Source organism: Alcanivorax sp. NBRC 102024 (assembly GCF_001602235.1).
Lineage (GTDB): Bacteria > Pseudomonadota > Gammaproteobacteria > Pseudomonadales > Alcanivoracaceae > Alcanivorax.
The window spans coordinates 247,427-267,949 of record NZ_BDAS01000003.1 but is presented as its reverse complement, the minus strand read 5'-3'; the positions used below and the strand labels follow the sequence as shown (position 1 = coordinate 267,949).

The 20,523-nt window shown below is 59.0% G+C and carries 18 protein-coding genes and 1 tRNA gene; 8 read left to right on the top strand and 11 right to left on the bottom strand.

What is annotated here, in order from left to right:
- Window positions 1-2: 2 nt before the first annotated feature.
- Both wrbA and arsC read right to left on the bottom strand, forming a co-directional pair.
- Entirely contained in the window at window positions 3-596 is a 594-nt protein-coding gene (wrbA, locus tag A0251_RS07505) for an NAD(P)H:quinone oxidoreductase (protein ID WP_197461879.1), read from the bottom strand.
- Between the two features lie 7 nt (window positions 597-603).
- A complete protein-coding gene (gene arsC, locus A0251_RS07500) occupies window positions 604-957 on the bottom strand; it encodes an arsenate reductase (glutaredoxin) (RefSeq protein ID WP_062816231.1) in 354 nt (117 codons plus the stop codon).
- Between the two features lie 77 nt (window positions 958-1,034).
- Here arsC and A0251_RS07495 point away from each other — a divergent pair, with 77 nt between their 5' ends.
- The 5 genes from A0251_RS07495 to A0251_RS07475 all read left to right on the top strand — a co-directional run bounded on the left by A0251_RS07495 (window position 1,035) and on the right by A0251_RS07475 (window position 6,201).
- Window positions 1,035-2,327, top strand: a complete 1,293-nt coding sequence (locus tag A0251_RS07495) for a YihY family inner membrane protein (RefSeq protein ID WP_062816230.1) — start codon at window positions 1,035-1,037, stop codon at window positions 2,325-2,327.
- Window positions 2,314-2,586 carry an acylphosphatase gene (locus A0251_RS07490; protein ID WP_062816339.1) on the top strand — a complete coding sequence of 91 codons (273 nt, stop codon included), beginning with the start codon at window positions 2,314-2,316 and terminating at the stop codon, window positions 2,584-2,586. Before A0251_RS07495 ends, A0251_RS07490 begins: the two co-directional genes overlap by 14 nt.
- The gene (locus A0251_RS07485) at window positions 2,583-3,458 is read left to right on the top strand and encodes an alpha/beta fold hydrolase (protein WP_062816229.1); all 876 of its coding nucleotides are present in this window, start codon (window positions 2,583-2,585) and stop codon (window positions 3,456-3,458) included. The genes A0251_RS07490 and A0251_RS07485 overlap by 4 nt, the downstream gene beginning before the upstream one ends.
- Window positions 3,459-3,785: 327 nt before the next feature.
- Window positions 3,786-5,288: a fumarate hydratase gene (locus A0251_RS07480; protein ID WP_062816228.1), complete on the top strand. Its 1,503-nt coding sequence runs from the start codon at window positions 3,786-3,788 to the stop codon at window positions 5,286-5,288.
- A gap of 76 nt (window positions 5,289-5,364) precedes the next feature.
- Window positions 5,365-6,201: a hypothetical protein gene (locus A0251_RS07475; RefSeq protein ID WP_062816227.1), complete on the top strand. Its 837-nt coding sequence runs from the start codon at window positions 5,365-5,367 to the stop codon at window positions 6,199-6,201.
- 293 nt (window positions 6,202-6,494) lie between these two features.
- Here the strand turns inward: A0251_RS07475 and A0251_RS07470 are convergent, their stop codons facing one another.
- Window positions 6,495-9,152: an RND family transporter gene (locus A0251_RS07470; protein ID WP_062816226.1), complete on the bottom strand. Its 2,658-nt coding sequence runs from the start codon at window positions 9,150-9,152 to the stop codon at window positions 6,495-6,497.
- Window positions 9,153-9,177: 25 nt separating this feature from the next.
- Window positions 9,178-9,609, bottom strand: a complete 432-nt coding sequence (locus A0251_RS07465; protein WP_062816225.1) for an SRPBCC domain-containing protein — start codon at window positions 9,607-9,609, stop codon at window positions 9,178-9,180.
- Window positions 9,610-9,820: 211 nt separating this feature from the next.
- Between A0251_RS07465 and A0251_RS07460 the strand changes: the two genes are divergently transcribed.
- Both A0251_RS07460 and A0251_RS07455 read left to right on the top strand, forming a co-directional pair.
- Window positions 9,821-10,840, top strand: a complete 1,020-nt coding sequence (locus tag A0251_RS07460; protein ID WP_062816224.1) for an AraC family transcriptional regulator — start codon at window positions 9,821-9,823, stop codon at window positions 10,838-10,840.
- Between the two features lie 97 nt (window positions 10,841-10,937).
- On the top strand, window positions 10,938-12,002 hold the full coding sequence (locus tag A0251_RS07455; protein ID WP_062816223.1) for a transporter: 1,065 nt from the start codon (window positions 10,938-10,940) through the stop codon (window positions 12,000-12,002).
- 65 nt (window positions 12,003-12,067) lie between these two features.
- Here A0251_RS07455 and A0251_RS07450 read toward each other — a convergent pair.
- The 7 genes from A0251_RS07450 to A0251_RS07420 all read right to left on the bottom strand — a co-directional run bounded on the left by A0251_RS07450 (window position 12,068) and on the right by A0251_RS07420 (window position 19,178).
- A tRNA-Thr gene (locus A0251_RS07450) sits at window positions 12,068-12,143 on the bottom strand.
- Window positions 12,144-12,204: 61 nt separating this feature from the next.
- Window positions 12,205-13,716: a 4-hydroxyphenylacetate 3-hydroxylase family protein gene (locus tag A0251_RS07445; RefSeq protein ID WP_062816222.1), complete on the bottom strand. Its 1,512-nt coding sequence runs from the start codon at window positions 13,714-13,716 to the stop codon at window positions 12,205-12,207.
- Between the two features lie 320 nt (window positions 13,717-14,036).
- A complete protein-coding gene (gene msrB, locus A0251_RS07440; protein WP_062816221.1) occupies window positions 14,037-14,477 on the bottom strand; it encodes a peptide-methionine (R)-S-oxide reductase MsrB in 441 nt (146 codons plus the stop codon).
- Complete coding sequence (gene msrA / locus A0251_RS07435; RefSeq protein WP_062816220.1) at window positions 14,474-15,100, bottom strand: peptide-methionine (S)-S-oxide reductase MsrA; 627 nt, start codon at window positions 15,098-15,100, stop codon at window positions 14,474-14,476. Before msrA ends, msrB begins: the two co-directional genes overlap by 4 nt.
- Window positions 15,101-15,256: 156 nt before the next feature.
- Window positions 15,257-16,399, bottom strand: a complete 1,143-nt coding sequence (locus tag A0251_RS07430; protein ID WP_062816219.1) for a CaiB/BaiF CoA-transferase family protein — start codon at window positions 16,397-16,399, stop codon at window positions 15,257-15,259.
- 18 nt (window positions 16,400-16,417) lie between these two features.
- Entirely contained in the window at window positions 16,418-17,026 is a 609-nt protein-coding gene (locus A0251_RS07425) for a hypothetical protein (protein WP_062816218.1), read from the bottom strand.
- Window positions 17,027-17,195: 169 nt separating this feature from the next.
- Window positions 17,196-19,178 (bottom strand): neutral/alkaline non-lysosomal ceramidase N-terminal domain-containing protein, encoded by a 1,983-nt coding sequence (locus tag A0251_RS07420; protein ID WP_062816217.1) that lies wholly within the window; start codon window positions 19,176-19,178, stop codon window positions 17,196-17,198.
- A gap of 246 nt (window positions 19,179-19,424) precedes the next feature.
- Here A0251_RS07420 and A0251_RS07415 point away from each other — a divergent pair, with 246 nt between their 5' ends.
- Complete coding sequence (locus A0251_RS07415) at window positions 19,425-20,516, top strand: OmpA family protein (RefSeq protein ID WP_062816216.1); 1,092 nt, start codon at window positions 19,425-19,427, stop codon at window positions 20,514-20,516.
- The last annotated feature ends 7 nt before the right edge of the window (window positions 20,517-20,523 follow it).

The following is a 20,523-nucleotide window of genomic DNA, read 5'->3' as shown; positions in this document are numbered from 1 at the left end:
TGTCAGGCCTTGAGTTGGCGGGTCAGGGTCGCCAGGCGTTTGCCCAGCGCCCGTGCCAGGGAGATTTCATGATCGGTCAGCGATGGGTCCGCATCGATACCGGCAACGTGGGTAGGACCGTAGGGAGTGCCGCCACTGCGGGTATCCAGCAGCGCCTGTTCGGAATAGGGCACCCCGGTTATGACCATGCCGTGATGCAGCAGCGGGGTCATCATGGATAGCAGGGTACTTTCCTGGCCACCATGCAGACTACTGGTGGAACTGAATACGCCGGCGGGTTTGCCGATCAGGGTGCCTTTCATCCACAGATCGCTGGTCTGGTCGACAAAGTATTTCAAGGGTGCCGCCATATTGCCGAAGCGGGTGGGGGATCCCAGCGCCAGACCACTGCATCCGGCCAGGTCATCCAGGCTGGCGTAGGGAGCCCCCTGTTCGGGTACGGCGGGCTCACTGGCTTCACAGTTGGCGGAGACTGCCGGTACCGTGCGCAGTCGCGCCTCCATGCCGGTGCTTTCGATACCACGGGCAACCTGTTGCGCCAGGTTGGCTACGCTGCCATTGCGGCTGTAGTAAAGCACCAATACATAATCCGTCATCAGCGAGTCAGTCCAGCAGGTTAAGGGCGTTTTCCGGGGGACGCCCCAGTACCGCCTTGTTGCCCCGTACCAGGATGGGACGCTCAATCAGTTTCGGGTACTGCACCATGGCAGCAATGACCTCATCGTCGCTGCTTTCCGCGGACAAGCCGGCCGTTTTATAGTCGGCTTCCTTGTTACGCACCAGATCATGGGCGCTGGGTAAGCCGAGTTTCTTGACCAGAGTTTTCAGCGTGGCGGCGTCCGGGGTGTCGTCCAGATACTTTACGATAGTGGGCTGGATGCCGTTGTCTTCCAGCAATGCCAGCGTCTGGCGGGATTTCGAGCAGCGTGGATTATGGAAGAGGGTGTAGTCCGTCATGAGTTTTGCATATTCTGTGGATGAGGGTGTCATTGTAAGGCGCTTGAATCCGCTGGCAAGGAGAGGATGCCGATAGCATGGAAACTGATGAAGAGGTCATTCCGGTCCGCGCCAGGCTGGATTCCATTCGTGCCTTTTTTGCCTTGCTGGTGCGTCAGTTCAAGGAAGATGGCTGTCGGGAAAGCGCTGCCGCACTGACTTACACGACGCTCTTTGCCATCGTGCCGGTGATGACCGTGAGCTTTTCGGTACTGGCCTCGGTGCCTGCACTGAAGGGCAAGGGGATTCAGCTCCAGCAATGGGCGTTTGAATACTTTGTGCCGTCGGCGGGCAATATGCTGTTGGAGCACCTGCAGTCGTTTGCCCGCCAGGCCACCAATCTGACCGGCCCGGGGGTGATTATTCTGATCATCACCTCGGTATTGATGCTGCGGACTATCGAACAGACCGTGAATCGAATCTGGAAGGTGCGCACTGCCCGTAAGGGGCTTACCAGTCTGATGATGTACTGGGCGGTGTTGTCACTGGGGCCGATCTGTCTGGGTGCGGGGCTGGCGATCTCGTCCTATCTCACCTCCCAGGCTATTTTCAGTGACACCGTGCACTATCTGGGTGGGGTCAGGCTGTGGCTGTCGTTGCTGCCTTTCCTCTTCACCACGGCCATGCTGACGTTGCTATACACGGTGGTTCCCAACACCAATGTCCCTTTGCGTCAGGGCATGCTGGGTGCGGCCTCTGCAGCATTGCTGTTTGAACTGGCAAAAAGCGGTTTTGCCTTTTTTATCCGCCAGGCCCCCAGCTATGAAGTGGTGTATGGGGCGTTTGCGGCGGTGCCGCTGTTTCTTCTGTGGGTGTACATTTCCTGGATCATTGTGCTCGGTGGCGCGGAGCTGGTTCGGGCCCTGGTGGTATTCCAGGAGCATCGACGTCGGGTGCCGAGAATGCATGCGCTGATGCGTTTACTGCATGCTTTCTGGCTACGTCAGCAACAGGGCAAGGTGCTGCGCAGCAAGGAAGTGCGTCAGGTGATGCGCGATTGCGGAGTCAGTCAGTGGGATGAGTTTCGCAACTTATTGATGGACGCCAAGCTGATACGGCGCACGGACGAGGGCGGTTATATGCTATCCCGGGATCTGCGCAACCTGACACTGGGACAGTTGGTAGCTATGCTGCCGTGGCCGGCCCATACCCAGCTTCGGGTGCGCCTGGGCAATGATGAATCCGCCTGGGAGCAGGTATTGAAGGAAAAGATGGATCAGGCCCGTGACGGTATGATGGCGCCGCTGGATATGCCGCTGGATACACTCTTTCACCGTCGTGACAGTATTACCGACGAGGAGATTGGGGAGAGCAATGATGGCGATCACTAAACATGTACTGGTGAGCGGCAGGGTTCAAGGGGTAGGCTACCGGGCCTGGACCCAACACCAAGCCAGCCTGCGAGATCTTGCCGGTTGGGTACGTAATTGTGACGACGGCCGTGTGGAAGCCATCCTGCACGGCCTGCCGGATGCGGTATCGGCGATGCTGGACGCTATGCGCCAGGGGCCGGCCATGGCCCGGGTGGAAGAGGTAATCACCCGGGATTCAGAGGCGCCGCTGACCCGGCACTTTGAGGTAATTCGATGAAACAAGTTGAACTGGTAAACGGTGACTTGCGTTTTCCGGCGCTGATGGCCGGCAGTGGCGAGCCCGTGATTTTGTTGCATGGTTTTCCGGATACCCATGAAAACTGGGCGGTGCAAATCAATGCGCTGGCGGAGGCAGGTTATACCGCCATTGCGCCAGCGTTGCGCGGCTATGCCCCGGGCTGCCAGTCCGGAAGCGGCGATTATTCTCTGTATGCCGCAGTGGACGACCTGATGGTGTTTGCCGCTCAGCTGGGTGGCCGCGTGCACCTGATCGGTCATGACTGGGGGGCGGCGGTGGGCTACCTGGCCTGCGCCCAGTCCCCGGAAACCTTCTGCTCTTTCAGCGCTCTGGCCATACCGCCCCTGCGCCGGATTCCCCAGGCACTGCTCAAGGTTCCGGAACAGGTGCTGCTCAGTGGCTACATGCAGTTTTTCCAGTTGCCGGTGGCCCCGGAGGCCTGGCTCAAGCGCGGCGATCTGGGTGGTGTGGAAACCCTCTGGCGGCGTTGGTCGCCGGACTGGGACCCGGGGCTCTACCTGGACAATGCCAAGCACACGTTGGCGGAGCCGGGGGTGATCAGTGCAGCGCTGGCCTGGTATCGGGCCATGTTCAAGCTGTGGAAGAAGGAGCAGCGTAAGGCCCTGACCTGGCTGGGGCAGGATATCGCCACGCCCACCCAGATTCTGATCGGCGAAAATGACGGCTGCATGAGTCCCAAACTGCTCGAACATACTCTGGTGGACACTGACTTCAGCGGCGGCGTGGAGTTGCAGCAGATTGCCAATGCCGGGCATTTCCTGCATCTGGAGCAGCCGGAAGTGATCAACGATCATCTGCTGCGTTTGCTCAACAATACCCGCTGCGACTGAATGAGCTACGAGCTACGCTCGTTGGATGGGGACAGGGTGGAAAGTCCCCAAGACCTTGGCATTTCTACGAAGCCGCTGTAGGAGCGCCTCTCGAGGCGCGAACCGAGCGGCACGAGGCAATAAGGACGATTGTCCGTCATTCTTTCTGGAGCCTGTCGAGTTCTGCGATTCCTGATCGCCCTGCGGGCGATTTCCGCGCAAGCGCGGTTCGCACCTCAAGAGGTGCTCCTACGGGTGCCTTTGGTAGGGGCGTCTAGGTAAAATTCTCAGGCTTCTCACTCTGCGCTATACTACGCGCCCCCAAATTGTCCCAGCAGGAGTAATCCCATGACGGTGATTCGCCAGGATGACCTGATCCAGAGCGTGGCTGATGCCTTGCAGTACATCTCTTACTACCATCCGGTGGATTTCATTCGTGCCGTCACCGAAGCCTACGAGAAGGAAGAGAGCAAGGCTGCCAAGGACGCCATGGCGCAGATCCTGGTCAATTCCCGCATGTCTGCCATGGGCCGTCGGCCTATTTGCCAGGACACCGGTATCGTGACCGTATTCGCCAAGGTGGGCATGAATGTCACTTTTGAAGGCGACATGAGCCTGGATGACATGATCAACGAAGGTGTACGCCGGGCCTACAACCATCCTGAAAACGTCCTGCGCGCTTCGGTGCTGGCGGACCCGGACGGCAAGCGGGCCAACACCAAGGACAACACCCCGGCGGTGATCAACTATTCCATCGTGCCCGGTGACAAGCTGGAGATTGACGTGGCGGCCAAGGGCGGCGGTTCCGAAGCCAAGTCCAAGTTTGCCATGCTCAACCCTTCTGATTCCGTGGTTGACTGGGTGCTGGAGCAGGTTCCCAAGATGGGGGCCGGGTGGTGCCCGCCGGGCATGCTGGGCATCGGCATTGGCGGTACCGCCGAGAAGGCCATGCTGCTGGCCAAGGAATCGCTGATGGACCCCATCGATATTCACGAGTTGCAGGCCCGTGGCCCGCAGAACCGCTCTGAAGAGCTGCGTCTGGAACTGTTCGAAAAGGTCAATGCATTGGGCATCGGTGCCCAGGGTCTGGGCGGCCTGACCACCGTCCTGGACGTGAAAGTGGCCGATTATCCAACCCACGCGGCCAACAAGCCGGTGGCCATCATTCCCAATTGTGCTGCCACCCGCCATGCCCATTTTACCCTGGACGGCACGGGGCCAGCGGACCTGAAAGCGCCGGATCTGGAAGAATGGCCGGAGATTGCCTGGGGCAATGATGAGGGCGCCAAGCGCGTCAATCTGGATACCGTGACCCCGGAAGAAGTGCAGACCTGGCAGCCCGGTGACACCCTGCTACTGTCCGGCAAGCTGCTCACCGGCCGTGATGCGGCCCACAAGCGCATGGTAGACATGATTTCCAAGGGCGAAAAACTGCCGGTGGACTTCACCAACCGCTTTATCTACTACGTGGGTCCGGTGGATCCGGTGGGCGATGAGGTGGTTGGCCCCGCTGGCCCGACCACAGCCACCCGGATGGACAAGTTCACCCGCACCATGCTGGAAGAAACGGGGCTGATCGGCATGGTCGGCAAGGCCGAGCGTGGCGATACCGCTATCGAGGCCATCAAGGACAACAAAGCGGTGTATCTGATGGCCGTGGGCGGCGCCGCCTATCTGGTGTCCAAGGCTATTCGCAAGTCACGCGTAGCGGCCTTTGAAGATCTGGGTATGGAAGCCATCTACGAGTTCGAGGTGGAAGACATGCCGGTGACCGTGGCAGTGGACTCCAAGGGCGAATCCGTTCACAAGACTGGACCGGTGATCTGGAAAGAAAAGATCGCTGCACGTTAAGGTTCTGCATGTCTCGGAGGGGGTAGTCTGGCTACCCCCTTTCTTCCTGTCCCGATGCCACAGGCGACGTTCTGTTTTGCGTATTGTTCCGGCTATTCTCATTGGGTGTCTGGCAGCCGCGGTCAGCGGTTGCAGTTCCCTGGTGCCGGCCACGGCCGACTGGCTGGGCTGGACCCGTGCCCCGACCCTGGTGGATGGTCTCGACTACGATGAGATCGACGCACTGGGTGCCCGGACAGGAGCGTGCCTTTCTCTCTATCAGCACTACATCGACGGCCGTTACCTGAGACAGCAGCAGGGGGCGGTATGGCATGAGGAGTGTAAAGAACGCATTGCCCAGGCCCGCAAGGCCCGAGAATATGCCCGACAGGTGGATCAGGAAGTGGAGATCGCCTGGCAGGCGGTACTGGACCACAAGGAAGCGCAGCGGCAACAGGCCCAACGGCGCCGCCAGATCCGTGAGGACATGCGTCAGGCCCAGCAAATGGCGGAAACCCTGCGAAATGCCGAAGAGGAACAGGAGAAGGCACAGAATCAGCGGTTGGAGAGGCTGGACGGGGCCAATATTCATAACCTCATGCTGGAGGTGCCCAACCTGCCACTGGCGTTCACGGTAGGGTCCCCCTCGGACATGACCCTGAAGCGCTTTCTGGCCTGTCTGGAAGTGCTATATCCCAATGAGGGCTATCAGATACGCCGCAATGGCGACAAGCTGACGGTGAAGGCCGAGCGGGCCACCATGATGCGTGGTGATGTGCTGCTGGAAAGTCGCTATACCCGGATCTGGGATAACTGGACCCTGCAGTACTTGTCGGTGGGCGAGATCCGGGCTGAGAGCGCCCAGGACCGCTACGTGCTTGCCCGGAATCTGCTGGGTTCCCAGTGCCAGCCGGACCGGCAAGACGATCAATGAGTCTGGCTGTTTCATGGTGCCAATGAATCGGCCCACTCCTTCTTTCCCTTTACCTTTCCCAATCTCGCCTTTCCGATCTATCGAATAAGTCCGGGAGCCCGGCCCCATCCCTGGGGCTACGGAGATCAATCAGGTCTTCCTGGGGTCACAGTACGAAGGCCTGGGGCCACCCGGACAATCAATATACTGATCATTTGGTCAGTGGTCAATCAAAGGCAGTGACGAGTCGCGAGGAGCGAGTTTCGAAAGGCGGGGTGGTTTGCTTTTCGAGACTCGCTTCTCGCAACTCGTTCCTATCCCGCCCGCAGCTTCGGTTTCACCGAGATCAGCAGTGCCGGCAGCAGCGTCAGGTTGCTGAGCAGGGCGACCAGCATGGCCAGGCCGGTGAGCAGGCCGAAGTACACCGTGGGGTTGAAATTGGAGAACGCCAGGATCGAGAAGCCGGCAATGATCGTCAGCGAGGTGTAGTACATGGCCTTGCCGATGGAACCATGGCAGCGCTTCATGGTGGCTACGTAGTCATTATCTTTCGGCAGCTCCTCATGGAAGCGGTGGATGTAGTGAATGGTGTCATCCACGGCGATGCCGATGGTGATGGCGGTGATGGTAATGGTCATCAGGTCCAGCGGCAGGCCAATCCAGCCCATCAGGCCCAGCACCAGAGATGCGGAGATCAGGCTTGGCACCATGCTGATAAGCGCCACCGGCAGGCTGCGGAAGAGGATCAGCAGCATTACCAGAATGGCGGCAAACACATAGCCCAGGGTCTTGATCTGGGAATCGAACAGGCTTTGCAGCATGTTGTTGTAGAGCACCATGGCGCCGGTGAGGTTTACCTGCTCGGGTTGCAGGCCAAAGTCGCTTTCCAGGTCGGTGCGGATCTTGGCCAGCAGCTCGTTGCGGTTCAGGTTCTGATCCGAATCGATCACCCTTACGCTGAAACGCACCTGGTTGCCGTCGTCGGACAGGTAGGGACGCACCAGCTGATCACGCAGGTCCTCGGGAATAAAGCTGGCCAGCAGCATCAACTGGACATAGCTGAGCGGTCCCTCGTTGAGTTTTTCCGCCACCTTGTAGGTGGTAGCGATGGACAGCACCTTGCCGGTTTCCGGCAGGGATTGCAGGTAATTCTGGATTTCCACCAGCTGGGCCAGACGTGCCGGGGTAAACCAGTAGGCCCCTTTCAATGGATTGGGCTTGGCCTGCTGAGATTCGGCAAACGGATCGGCAGAGGGCGCGCTTGCAAAGGGATCGTCGCCGCCTGAGCCAGCGGAGAAGGGGTCGCTATCGGCAAACGGGTCCGGCTCTGCAGTGGCAAACGGGTCGCTATCGCCACCCGCCGCGAACGGATCTGTTGCGGCGCTGTCGTCCATGGATTCACCGTCCCAGCCGGTGGCAGGCCCGGATGACGCTGTCGCACTGCGGGCGTCAGTACTGGGCGCATCGATGACGATATCCAGCGGCGTTGTGCCCCCGAGCTTGCGATCAATCTGCAGCATGCCCTGGTAGATTTCCGTGTCTTTCTGAAAGTAGTCGATAAAGCGGTTTTCCACCGTCAATCTGCTGATCCCCCACAGGGAGGCGACCACGGTGACAATGGCCAGCACCATCAGGGTAGGGCGGTGCCGTTCGGTAAAGTCGGCAAAGGCCAGGGTGAACTTGCGGCTGAAGTCGCGCCCCTGTTGCGGTTGGCCGGCCTTCAACGGACCCAACAGGGCCGGGAAAACCAGAAAACAGACCACCAGCGCCACGCCCAGGCCAAAGGTCATCATCCAGCCGAAGTCGATCACCGGGCGAATGCCACTGATCACCAGGGACGAGAAGCCCACCATGGTGGTGAGGATCATGTAGATCATGGGCCGCATCATATGGGCGGCGGTTTCCCGGATCAGCCATTTCTGGCTGGCCTCCGGGTTCTCCTCATGGAGCTCCCGGAAACGTACGGTCAGGTGAATGGTGATCGACATGGTGATGATCAGCAGTAACGAGATGTAGTTACTGCTGATCACCGAGACTTTCCAGTCCATCCAGCCCAGCCAGCCGGTCACGGTCAGCACGGTGACACCACAGCAGGCCAGGGGGACGACTACCCAGCGGGGGCGGCGGAAAATCATGAACAGGGTAACGATCAGGAACGCCAGCACGCCGATGCCGAAGATTTTCAGGTCCGCACGAATAAAGCGCACCAGATCCGTGGCGATCATGGGCACCCCGCCGAGGAACAGTTTTGCCTCGTCCCGGTAGCTGTCCATGATATGACGCACCTGATCAATCTCGCCGGCGGTGCGTTCCTGAATCTGGCTGCTGTAGTCACTGAAGGCCTGGGAGGCCTCTTCCAGCGCCTGTTCGCCGTCTTCGTCCAGCTCGCCCTCGTGTTGCTGGGCACGCAGCTCATTGCGGCGGTAAAGCAGGTCGTAATATTTTTCGTCGCGCTCGAAGCTCACCAGCAGGGCGGTGGTGTTGCCGTCGTCGCTGACCAGCAGATCTTCATACAGCGGGTTTTCTTCGGTGAATTCCTTTTCTGCCAGTGACAGGTCCACATCCTGGTCGGTGAGGGTGCGGTAGTCGTTGGCCAGGTCACTGAACTCCACCTGGGGGCTGAACAGCAGGGGGACATCCAGCATGCTGTACACCGAACTGACCCGGTCGACCTGTTTCAGATCGTTCTGCAATGCCTGCAAGTGCGCCAGGGTATCGCGCTGGAACAGCGGCGCCTGGGACGGGGTGTAAGTGATGATCAGGAAATCACTGCCCCCGTAGCGCTTGGAAATCTTCCGGTAGTACTGCAATGCCTCATCGTTCTCGAGCACCAGCGAATCCGCCGATGCATCAATCTTGAAGTCCCGGGCCTGCCAGGCGGCGACCGAACAGATAAGCGCCAGCAGAGCCAGCCAGAAAACCGGGTGAGCCAGCACAACCCGGCAGTAGGCATTAAACAGTCGATGCGTCATGAAGGAATCCGTTCAGGGTCAACAATCAGAACATGGCAGCGTATTCTGCCGCAAAGCGGGTATCGAATCGGTGAATCAGTTTGCCGGCGGGCCAGGCCAGCAGGGTGAGCAGCCCTTCAGTCCATTCTTCCTGGTGGACGCGACAGCCACCCTGGCCGTCATCGATAAAGGTGAATCGATGGGTGATACGCGCGAAGGGAAGATGCAAGCCCCAGGTGATACGCTCGTTTTCCTTGTATTCCATCACCCGGACCACCACCGGCGCCGGCGGCAGCCCAGGCAAGTCTGCCACGAACAGTAGCAGGGCGCCGGGGCGCCAGTTGCCATTCAGCAGTCGGGCATGACGTACCACCGAGCACCAGTTCTGCCAGTTGGTTGCGTCGGTGAACAATTTGAAGGCCTGTTTGCGCGAGGCCCGGGTGTCGGTGACCTCGTCGACCAGATAGCGTTTGAGCATAATCGATCCGGTTGTTGATTGGGGTAACAGCAGGAAGCTGGATGAGGTGTTACACCTATGCCCTGACCCGCTTCGCAAGGGGGTTATTCAGGGCTCTCTAGAGTACTCACTGTCCGAGGGAACCTCCAGTAGGTCAAACGGGCCAATCCCCGGCCGCTGGTTGACCTGCCCGATACCTTTGCCTAGTTTCTGGGGATTGCGAGGAAACACCATGAACACAACGTTGCTTCCGGCTTCCATTCTTCCCGGCCTTCTTGAAGTCTCCCTGCGCGGGCGTCTGGATGTGCAGTCCCTGTTCGAACGGGCCGGTATTGATGCGGACATTGTCGGACGCAATGACCGGTTCATCAGCCTGCTGCAGCTGGATGAACTGCTTTATTCCGCGTTCAGTGAAAGCGATGATCCCTTGTTCGGTTTGCAGGTGGGGGCCGACAATCATTACGGCAACCTGGATCTGCTGGGTAACCTGATGGCAACGGCCGACACCCTGGAACAGGGGTTGGCCATGCTGTTTCGCTACAAGGATCTGGTGGTTCCGTACCTGGATTTCTCTCTGACGACTAGCGACGACGAAGTGATGCTGGCAGTGGCCAGCAAGGATCCGAGCCTGCGCTTTACCGCCACCCGTACCCATAACGAAGTGGTGGTGGCCACCATGGTGGCCATCGGACGCTCCTTGCTGGCGGGTGACATGCCAGTAAGGAGTGCCTGGTTTCTCCATGACGAGCCGGTGGCCGAACACCTTGCGGTTTACCAGCGGTTTTTCCAGTGTCCGCTGTACTTCGCCCAACAGCACAATGCCATCACGATTCCGGGCAGTCTGTTAGCCGAGCCGTTGCCCCGGGCCTATCCCAAGTATAATGAACGTCTGCGCAAATCCGCGGATCAGGTGTTGTCGGGGCTGTCGCGGGCTGCGGGCGTATCCGGTCAGGTGATCAAGCAGCTGGAAATCATGCTGGGAGGCCAGACGGTGACCATGGAAGCGGTAGCCGATGCGCTCGCCATGACCCCTCGCACCCTTCAGCGACGGCTTCAGGAGGAGGGCACCCGCTTCGCCCAGCTCCGCGACCAGGTCCGTCATCAGCATGCCTGTCAGGCACTGCGCGGCCCGGGTTGTGACATGCAGGCACTGGCCATGGAGCTGGGCTTTTCCGATACCGCCAATTTCTACCATGCCTTCAAGCGCTGGCAGGGTTGTGCCCCCGGGCAATATCGCAAGCAATTCTCCTGATACAGGCGCCCCTCACCGCTGCGACGTTTTGCCACATTGGTTTTGCCCGCAGCATCGTTAGGCTGCCCACTTCTGTTATTCAGTGGGGAGGCGACACATGCCCAAGACAGCAAAATTTCTCGTGGTGGCAACGGCCATGGCCAGCGTGGGCCAGGTCCAGGCTCATTATGATGGCGGTCGGGCCGACAGCCATGCGCCGATTTCCGTGATGGGTGACCACACCCATGGCAAAGGCGAATGGATGCTGTCCTATCGTTATATGGGCATGGGGATGAGTGGCGCCAGGTCCGGCAGTGAATCCCTGAGTACCAACGAGGCCTTCGGCGAGATTCCCGGCATGGGCATGATGAACATGAAAGCATTGCCCGACGAGATGACCATGCACATGCACATGCTCGGGGGCATGTACGCGCCGACGGACAATCTCACCCTGATGGCCATGCTGCCGTATACCACCAACAAGATGACCACCAAAACTCGCATGACCATGATGATGAACACCATGGATGACGAGTTCGACACCGAAACCTCCGGTATTGGTGATGCCAGCATCGGTGGCCTCTACAAGTTCTTCGACCAGGACGGCTATCGTCTTCATTTGAACCTGGTGTTGGGGTTGCCCACCGGCTCCATTGATGAAGAAGACTATGTGCCCATGCAGGGCAAGGAGATCCAGTTGCCATATCCCATGCAGTTGGGGTCTGGCAGCTACGAGGCACGCCCGGGCATTACCCTGAACAAGCAATACCAAAGCTGGAGCTGGGGTGCGCAGGTGAGTGCCAGAATCGCACTGGATGAGAATGATCAGGGTTACAAACTGGGTTCCCGACGTTACCTGACGGCCTGGGCAGCGAAGCCAGTCAGTCCCTGGGCCTCTGTCTCTCTGGCGGCCTACAAAAGCTGGTGGTCGGACATTCATGGCCAGGCGGAAGATCTGACCATTTCACCCAACATGAATCCTGCCGCCGATCCGGACGCCAAGGGTGGGCAGCGACTGGATATCGGCCTGGGGCTGAACCTGTTGGGCAAGAACGGCACACTGAAGGGCCATCGTTTGGCGCTGGAATACAAGGCCCCGGTTCACCAATCCCTGCATGGTGTCCAGATGGAAAACGACTACACCTTCACGGTGGGTTGGCAGAAGGCCTTCGGCGGGAAATAAGAGGCTGTCGCAGGATGGACCAAAACAAAAAAGCCGCCTTTTAAGGCGGCTTTTTTATGATTCGATGGTGCCGGAACGCGGAATCGAACCGCGGACCTACTGATTACGAATCAGTTGCTCTACCGACTGAGCTATCCCGGCATGCCCGTTATTCAGAGCGGCGCTAGTTTAGCAGGACGCCCCGGGCTGGCAAGTAGCGGCGTCAAGAAACCTGCTTGATGCCGGCCAGTTTGCGGGCGTGCCATTTCTTGGCGTCCACATCCATGCCGCGCAGGATCTGTATGCGCTGTGCCTGGGGGCTCCCGGCGCCGTGCATGGATTCGGTGAGGTAGCCGACGGCGTTGCGGCCCAGCGTCATGTTTTCGATCAGGCGCAGGATGCGCATGCGGTCTTCGGTGGGAATGTCGTCCCGGCCTTTCAGGAAACGGCGGATAATGTCGCCGGCTTCCTGGTTTTCCAGGTCTTTCTCGCTGGGCATGGTGACCATGATGCCGCCGGCCAGATCCTGTGCCAGTCGGGAGATTTCATAGGGAAAGCGGGTCACGTTGTGCTTGCACACGTTGGACAGCATGGCGTCGTTCATGAAGATGCCGCTGGGCATCTGCTTGGCCTCGTGGGAGCTGGCGATGCCTGAGGAGTAGATGGTTTCGTTCAGGTGCACCATTTCCACCAGCTTGTCGCGAATATGGCTGATTTTCTCCAGGCCGTTGTATTCGGCAATGGACGCGGCGGCACCCACCAGCACATCGCCCAGGCCGGTTTTGCACACATAGCTGGCCCGGTGATAGGCGGTGAAACGGGCCACCATGTCTTGGGCAAATTCGTACTCGCCGTCCATGAACACATGCTCATGGGGAATAAAGACGTCATCGAAATAGACCAGGACTTCCTGGCCGCCATATTCGGCATTGCCCTGATCGATGTCGCCGCCTTCCATGGCCCGGGTATCGCAGCTCTGGCGGCCGTAGATATAGGTGATGCCCTCCGCGTCGCCGGGGATCATGCCGACCACCGCATAATCCCGGTCGTCTTCAGTCAGGTTCATGGTGGGCATGACGCAGATCCAGTGCTGATTCCAGCCACCGGTCATATGGGCTTTCACGCCTTTCACGTAAATGCCCTTGTCCGTGCGACGGGTCACGCGCATGAACATGTCCGGATCACTCTGCTGGGCCGGGCGCTTGCTGCGATCGCCCTTGGGGTCGGTCATGCCGGCGGCGATGAGGATATTCTTGCGCTGCGCTTCTGCGAGAAAATCCAGGAAACGCTGGTGATACTGTGTGCCATGCTTTTCGTCGATCTCGTAGGTAATCGAATGCAGCACGCTGATGGTGTCCAGGCCGGTGCAACGTTGAAAACAGGTCCCGGTAATCTGCCCCATGCGGCGTTGCATCTTGTTCTTTTTCACCAGGTCTGCCGGCGATTCCACGATGTGCAGAAAGCGGTTCACCGGAGCATCAATCAGCGGTGACCAGGCCGTGGCCAATTCCGGATCCTCAATGGCCAGATCGTAACTGGCACGCAGGGCGTTGATGCTGGGTTTGATGATCGGGTGGTCAGCGGGTTCGTCGATCAGCTCGCCGAACAGGAATAGGCGGGTGCCGCGGTTGCGCAGGCTAGCCAGGTAATCCTCACCGGTTTTCAGGACAGAAAAGCGATTCCAGCGCTGTTCAGCGCTTTCCTCGCGGCGTGGGGCAGGGGTCGCGGCGTTCATGTTGCCTCCTGTGATTTCCATTGCAGGGTATTGTGACTTGGGGGTCACATCCGATGGTATACAGGGTGTTGCGGGAGGCAATGACAGAAACGGCCGCTGTACGCTGCGGTCAAGTCAGGAGTGTTGTGAGGCCGGGGATGGGCAGGGGGCAGGAGCGTTGCTGGTGGCGCGACAAACCAGCGTTTCGGGTTGCGAGGAGCGAGTTTCGAAAGGCAAACCCCTAAAACACGGTCAAGTCAGGTGGTTTTCGCTTCCCGTAACACCTTACTCGCAACGGGGCTTATCGCGCCGCCAGCGCCGCTCTACGGAAGGGGCTGGCTTTAGCGATTTTCGTTTTGTGCCTTGAACACCATCGACGCCGAATTCAGGCAATAGCGCAGGCCGGTAGGGGGCGGTCCGTCCGGGAAGACATGCCCCAGGTGGCCGTCGCAGCGGGCGCAGCGGATTTCCACCCGGACCATGCCGTGGCTGGTGTCGCGCAGTTCGCGGATATGCTCCGGGTCAAAGGGCTGGTAAAAGCTGGGCCAGCCCGTACCGGATTCGAATTTGGCGCTGGCGGCGAAAAGTGGCAGCTCGCACAATTTGCAGTGGTAGACGCCATTTTCCTTGTTGTCGAGCAGGCCGCCGCAGAAGGGAGGTTCCGTGCCCTGATTAAGGAGAATGCGTCTTTCCTCGGCGGTGAGGCTTTCCGCGCGTTGCTGTTTTTCCGTGTCACTGAGAGGGGTCAGATCATGACCGCTGGCGGAATGTGTTGCGCTCATTGGGTGTCCCCCTTGAGCAGATCGGGAAAGGCGTGGATGAGCTTTTCCACCTTGGGCTTGGCCACGTGAACGATATAGCCCTGATTCGGGTTGTGACTGGCGAAGTTCTGGTGGTAATCCTCGCCCCGGTAGAAAGTTTCCAGGGGCTCCAGTGTGGTCACGATGGGAGCGGTAAAGGCCCCGGCGTTTTCCAGCTGCTGGATATAGGCCCCGGCCACCGCTTTTTCTTCCGCACTCTGATAGAAAATGGCGGAGCGGTACTGGGTGCCCCGGTCGTTGCCCTGGCGATCTTTCTGGGTCGGGTCGTGGGCGACGGAGAAGAACACCTTGAGCAATTGGCCGTAGCTGATCACCTTGCTGTCGTAGGCGATTTCCACCGCTTCCGCGTGACCGGTGGTGCCGGTGCAGACCGCCTCATAATTGGCACGGGAGGCATGGCCACCGGTATAACCAGAAGTGACCGCCAATACGCCGTCCAGATTGAGGTAAACCGCTTCCACACACCAGAAGCACCCCCCCGCCAAAATGGCTTTGCGGATGCCATCCGTTGGCAGGTCGTCCACCGGGTCCGGGAAGCGTTCCGGATGAATGGCCAGGGATGTTCCGGGTATTACTGCACTCATGGGGCCCTCCGCGGGTAAGAATGTCCCGGCACGTGGCCGGGGGCTACTGGCCTGAAACTGGCTGTTGGAGCTTTGCTTGCAAAGCGAAGGTTTCAGGTTGCACCGCACTTGATCAACCCCTTCCCCTTGCAAGCCAGGCTGCAACAGTCGCTCAGGTCAGTCCTGCTTCACTGCGCCGCTACTGATCAATCTGTCGATCTGTTCGTCACTGAAACCGGCCTGGCGCAGTACCGCCTGGCTGTCGGCTCCGGCGCTGGCCGCGGGTTTGATATCGCTGGCGGCGCTGCGCGAAAAGCGCGGTGTCGGGGCCGGCTGTACGGTGTTGCCAACAGTGACAAAGGAACCTCTTGCCACGTTATGCGGGTGTGAAGGCGCTTCTTCAAGGCTCAATACCGGTGCAAAGCACACGTCGGTACCTTCCATCAACGCGGTCCATTCATCACGGCTCTTGAGTTTGATGACCGCCGCCAGTTTTTGTTTCAGTTCCGGCCATTTGGCCGGGTTCATTTGCTGAGCAAAGTCCTCGGCGGGTAACTCTGCGATGCGGCACAGTTCGGCATAGAACTGTGGTTCGATACTGCCGATGGACACAAACTTGCCGTCCGCCGTTTCGTAGACCTCATAAAAGTGGGCGCCGGAATCGAGCATATGGGTGCCGCGATTCTCGGTGAACATACCCTGGGCCTTGAGGCCATAGAACATGGCCATGAGGGCAGCGGAGCCTTCCACCATGGAGCTGTCGACCACCTGGCCCTCGCCAGAGCGCTGGGCTTCCAGAGCGGCACAGACCATGCCGAAGGCCAGCATCATGCCGCCACCGCCGAAATCACCCACCAGGTTCAGGGGAATGGCGGGTTTTTCTCCCTGGCGGCCCATGGCATGAAGCGCCCCGGACAGGGAGATGTAGTTCATGTCGTGGCCGGCGGCCTTGGCCAGCGGACCTGTCTGGCCCCAACCGGTCATGCGGCCATAAACCAGTTTGGGGTTACGGGCCAGGCACTGTTCCGGGCCAATGCCCAGGCGTTCGGTCACGCCCGGACGGAAGCCTTCGAACAGGCCGTCGGCGGTTTCACAGAGCTTGAGGACGGTCTCGATGCCTTCCGGGCTTTTCAGGTCCAGGGCCAGGTTCTGCCGATTGCGGAACAGCACGCTATGGCCGATAGCCGCATGGGGGTTGCCGCCGGGGCGGTCAATGCGAATCACGGTGGCACCCATGTCCGCGAGCATCATGCCGCAGAAGGGGCCGGGGCCGATGCCGGCCAGTTCGATAAAGGTCAGTCCGTTCAGTGGGCCAGTCATAGTCTTGGTTTTCCGTTGTCAGGGAATTAACGCGTTCTCTTTGAGTGTTTTGCGCAGGGCCGTACATTGGCTCTTGGCAATGGCAACGGTATTGCTGGCTTCGTGGGTGGTCGCGATGCCGGTCCACAGCGGCTTGCCGTCGGCGTTGATCAGCTCGGCACCATGTTGACGCAGGGCCTCGGGCACGTCCTCCGGGGCCAGCTCGCCACCGATGCCGACTTGCCAGGTCGGCGTCATCTCGCCGGCGGACTGGTCCATGGGGTTGAGGCGATTGCCCGCCGTGGGCGGCGCCGCGGCATCAATCAACAAGTGGGTCAGTTCCACCACCAGAATCCGTTGCACATCATTGCTTTGCGCCCAGTCGAGAATGCGGTTTTTTCCGCCTTCGTACCATAGCGGTAATTCCTGGTGGCTGAGCAAAATGGTCAACGAACCACTTGAAAATATTTCCTTGCAGGTCAGTTCCCAGGTTTCGCGGGTGTTGCCTTCCGGGGTGTGGGCCACCAGCAGCAATGTGCCCTGAGGTGGATGGCTTTCGTCGGCGGTAAAGCGGGTGGTGACCTGGGTGGTGCTGGCACAGCCGGCAACGAGAAGGGCGGGTAACAGAAAGCGAAACAGCGGGCGCATGGCGGATCTCCGGGAGAAAAACGGTGCCATCTGGCACGGCATCAGTGTAGCAGTGCCGCGGGTTTGGCTCACCCGTTACCGCGTTACCCTGTTCGGGGTTGTGACGGTGTTGTCAGCCAGTAAGGGCCGCCTCGCAGAACCCGGCAAATCCGTGCGGTTCCGGCACGGATCAGGGCACGGGCGCGGAAAACAGCGGTTGCCTCTCGCCGGTATCGACGGCAAAGCGACAGGGCCGGGACGGCGGCTGTGTGCCGGGGTACCAGCGCACTTCATAGCGACCGGTTTCCTTTTCGGTATCGCGCAGGTGAAGAAGCTGCAGCTCGGCACTGTCATCGGTAATCACGTGATCATGGCAATGAATCGCCAGCAGCGGACGATCCAGTGCCATCCGGCTGGCAGCTTCTGCAGACAATTCCAGGCTCCAGTAAGGGCCAGTGGTGGCGTTACCCTGATGATGCGTGGGCGCATTTACCCAGCGACGTGGGCCCGGCGCTGTCAGCATTTCAGGAAAATACTGTCGGCTCAGCAGGGAAAAGGTCTGTTGGCGCGGAATCTGGTCGATGTTGCCCTGTTGCTGTAAATCCCGGCTCAGCCTGACGCTTTGCTGTATCAGGAAATCCAGGGTGTGGGGGCCATACAGGGTGTGCCCGCCCTCGTAGTACTGAAGCGCGTATTCCTCCGGGGTCACGGCATAGCCGAAATAGCCATTGGCCAGGCTGGAAATTTCCACCTGCCAGTCGGGGCCCTCAGGCAGGGTAGCGGCTACCGCCTGTCGAATCCGGTTGCCGCTTTCCAGGGTGATTTCCCAGGGCAGGGGGACCAATACCAGCTGATTGATGCGCACGATCTGGAAAAGGGCCTGGTGGGGGAAGCGCTCGGCAGGTAATAACAATTGCAGTTTGGACAACATCCATTGCTTCACGCCCTGGCAGTTATCGGTAAAAAACCGGCGCGGCCAGTCCTCCGCGAGAAACGGCAGGTAAGACACCGGGAAAACCTCATCGCCGTTGGCTGCGCCTGCCACGGAGGCCCCAGCAATCGCCCGCTCGCAAAGCTCGAAGCGCCCCCCGTCTATGTCGTCAAGCAGGTCCAGCTGGCGACTGGCGATGGCGGTGGTCAGGGTGGGGGAGAGCCGGGTTTCGAGAGAATGAAACAGCCGGATGGCATGGTTTCCCAATGCCTTGCCGATACGTTCTGCCTCCAGGTCGCCACGTAAATCCTTCTGCCAGGCCGGGTTGTTGTCCGCATGGGTGGCCTGGGCAACCCCGTGGATGAACCGTGAGTGTTCACCGGCGAATTCTCTTTCCAGTTCTCCACTGATCCAGTGCCAGACATCCGCATGATAGGGGCGGGTGAAGGGAGGGATGGCAGTGCCATGGATGGAATAGAGGCTGAGTGCTCCGGCGGGCTCGAAACGATCACCCTGGCGTTGATCAATCCGCAAGAGGGTCATGGTCGGATTGACTGCCTGCATGGGGTCGGCCGTTGATTGATCCTGATCAGGAAAGTTATTGGCCCAGGCCGCCATGGAGCGGTTGCGGGTAACGCCGAACAGGTCGCTCTGGCCCACCGCAAAGCGGGCTTCGCGCCGGGATTCATAGGCATCGATCACTGCATCGGCAATTCGCTGGCTGAGAAATTCGAACAGGGCCGGGTCGAAGCCGGGTTTATTGCTGCCAAACACGTTATAGAAGTCGCTGCCCAGATACTGGCCGGGGCCAGAGTGGGTATGGGTGACCAGAAGGGTCAGCGCATGGGCGGGCACATCGGTGCGTTCCATGACCAGTTCTGCCACCCGGTGGCGCAGCACCAGCGAGCCGGAGCCGAGGTCCAATTGAACAATGGCAAGCGGAGTCTGCCCCGGACCACTCAGATAGAACGCTCTGGCCTTGAGACGGGTGCGGAAGCCATCAGCATCCCTGGCCCAGGCGGAATAGCCGAATTTGGGCATGCCGATGGGCGGCGTAATGTCCCGTTCGGCGATACCGGCTTTCGCGACGGCCCCCTCAGCTGTTATCGGTTGTGCAGGGAAGGAGAAAGACAGGGTCTGGCGGGGGTAAAACAGGAAAGGCCAGGCGGCGTGCAACACAGCGCCAAGGATAGTGGTCCCCATGACGATGAGCAGTATATTGCAGGTGAGGGATTTGCGCATAAATATTATTTGGCTCCCATTAATTTGCACGATGGTGCAGTATATGCTAGCGATGAGACATAAACCCGTTAAAAGTGTCCTGATGCGCTTGTTTTGATACGAAAAGATACGCTCAGAAACAAATGCAGTTAGCGGAAACTGTACGGCAACATTAAAGCAACGTAACCGCACATATTGGTAGTTTCAAAGCGAACGCAAACCTATTTCAATAATTGCACAGATCAATCACACCCGAGGGGGGTAACCATGAAAGGATGCATTCGACTCTCTGCACTTGCACTTTCTGTGGCCATGGCAAATCAGGCGCTCGCAGAAAATAAGTCAGAAGACACTACTCGCCAGTATCTGGCACCCATGGCCAGCTATCTGGTTCTGGACGAGGACCGTGAAATCTCTCGCAAGGGATTGGGTGCCAGCTTGGTTTATGGCCGAGAGCTGTCTGAGCACTGGTGGTGGGAGACCGAAGGCGCCGCATACGGCCTGGATAGCGGCATTGATGGTGCAACCGATTTCTACCAATACACCGCCAGCACAGGTCTGGCCTATGCATTTGGTGACCGTGAAGGTTTCACCCCCTTCGTATTGGCCAATATCGGGGCCATCTACAATGATGTGGTACCGGACGATGACGATGGCGTAGACCTGCATGCCAACGTTGGTATCGGTGCAGTAACAGGCCCCATCTTCGATAACGGCCTGAAACTGCGCGCGGAAGCGCGTTACATGTATGACGACTTTGACGGCGTCACTGGTACCCTGTCCGAAGATGAGGGCGGTTTCAACGACTGGCGCTTCTCTCTGGGCCTGGAAATCCCCCTCGGCGTGACCAAGATCGTTGAAGTCGAGAAAACTGTCTATCAAACCCGGGAAGTGGAAAAAATCGTCGAGAAACCCTTCGTGGACAGCGATGGTGACGGTGTACCGGATGACCGTGACAAGTGCCCGGATACCATCCAGGGTGCCAAGGTCGATTCTGATGGCTGCATGATTACTAACCAGACCATCACCTTCAACAACATCAATTTCGAACTGAATTCCGCGGAGATTACCGCAAGCTCAGGTCCTTCCCTGAATCGTGTGGCCAAGGCGCTACAGGCCCAGCAAAACTTCAACGTTGAGATTGCCGGCCATACTGACAGCACCGGTTCTGCGTCTTACAACGAGAACCTGTCTGATCAGCGAGCCAAATCCGTACGCCAATACCTGATTGAGCAGGGCATTGATGCCGATCGCCTTACCGCTCGCGGTTACGGTGAACTGGAGCCCATTGCCAGCAACGAAAATCAGTCAGGTCGTGCCATGAACCGTCGCGTTGAATTCCGCGTTAGTGAGAAATAAGGGACAA

Bases quoted from the DNA above. Each gene is read 5' to 3' on its own strand.
- msrA (WP_062816220.1), bottom strand. From the start codon at position 15,100: ATGAGTGCAGTAATACCCGGAACATCCCTGGCCATTCATCCGGAACGC.
- A0251_RS07455 (WP_062816223.1), top strand. From the start codon at position 10,938: ATGCCCAAGACAGCAAAATTTCTCGTGGTGGCAACGGCCATGGCCAGC.
- A0251_RS07470 (WP_062816226.1), bottom strand. From the start codon at position 9,152: ATGACGCATCGACTGTTTAATGCCTACTGCCGGGTTGTGCTGGCTCAC.
- A0251_RS07485 (WP_062816229.1), top strand. From the start codon at position 2,583: ATGAAACAAGTTGAACTGGTAAACGGTGACTTGCGTTTTCCGGCGCTG.
- A0251_RS07460 (WP_062816224.1), top strand. From the start codon at position 9,821: ATGAACACAACGTTGCTTCCGGCTTCCATTCTTCCCGGCCTTCTTGAA.
- A0251_RS07480 (WP_062816228.1), top strand. From the start codon at position 3,786: ATGACGGTGATTCGCCAGGATGACCTGATCCAGAGCGTGGCTGATGCC.
- A0251_RS07490 (WP_062816339.1), top strand. From the start codon at position 2,314: ATGGCGATCACTAAACATGTACTGGTGAGCGGCAGGGTTCAAGGGGTA.
- A0251_RS07495 (WP_062816230.1), top strand. From the start codon at position 1,035: ATGGAAACTGATGAAGAGGTCATTCCGGTCCGCGCCAGGCTGGATTCC.
- A0251_RS07430 (WP_062816219.1), bottom strand. From the start codon at position 16,399: ATGACTGGCCCACTGAACGGACTGACCTTTATCGAACTGGCCGGCATC.
- A0251_RS07425 (WP_062816218.1), bottom strand. From the start codon at position 17,026: ATGCGCCCGCTGTTTCGCTTTCTGTTACCCGCCCTTCTCGTTGCCGGC.
- wrbA (WP_197461879.1), bottom strand. From the start codon at position 596: ATGACGGATTATGTATTGGTGCTTTACTACAGCCGCAATGGCAGCGTA.
- arsC (WP_062816231.1), bottom strand. From the start codon at position 957: ATGACGGACTACACCCTCTTCCATAATCCACGCTGCTCGAAATCCCGC.
- A0251_RS07465 (WP_062816225.1), bottom strand. From the start codon at position 9,609: ATGCTCAAACGCTATCTGGTCGACGAGGTCACCGACACCCGGGCCTCG.
- A0251_RS07415 (WP_062816216.1), top strand. From the start codon at position 19,425: ATGAAAGGATGCATTCGACTCTCTGCACTTGCACTTTCTGTGGCCATG.
- A0251_RS07420 (WP_062816217.1), bottom strand. From the start codon at position 19,178: ATGCGCAAATCCCTCACCTGCAATATACTGCTCATCGTCATGGGGACC.
- msrB (WP_062816221.1), bottom strand. From the start codon at position 14,477: ATGAGCGCAACACATTCCGCCAGCGGTCATGATCTGACCCCTCTCAGT.
- A0251_RS07445 (WP_062816222.1), bottom strand. From the start codon at position 13,716: ATGAACGCCGCGACCCCTGCCCCACGCCGCGAGGAAAGCGCTGAACAG.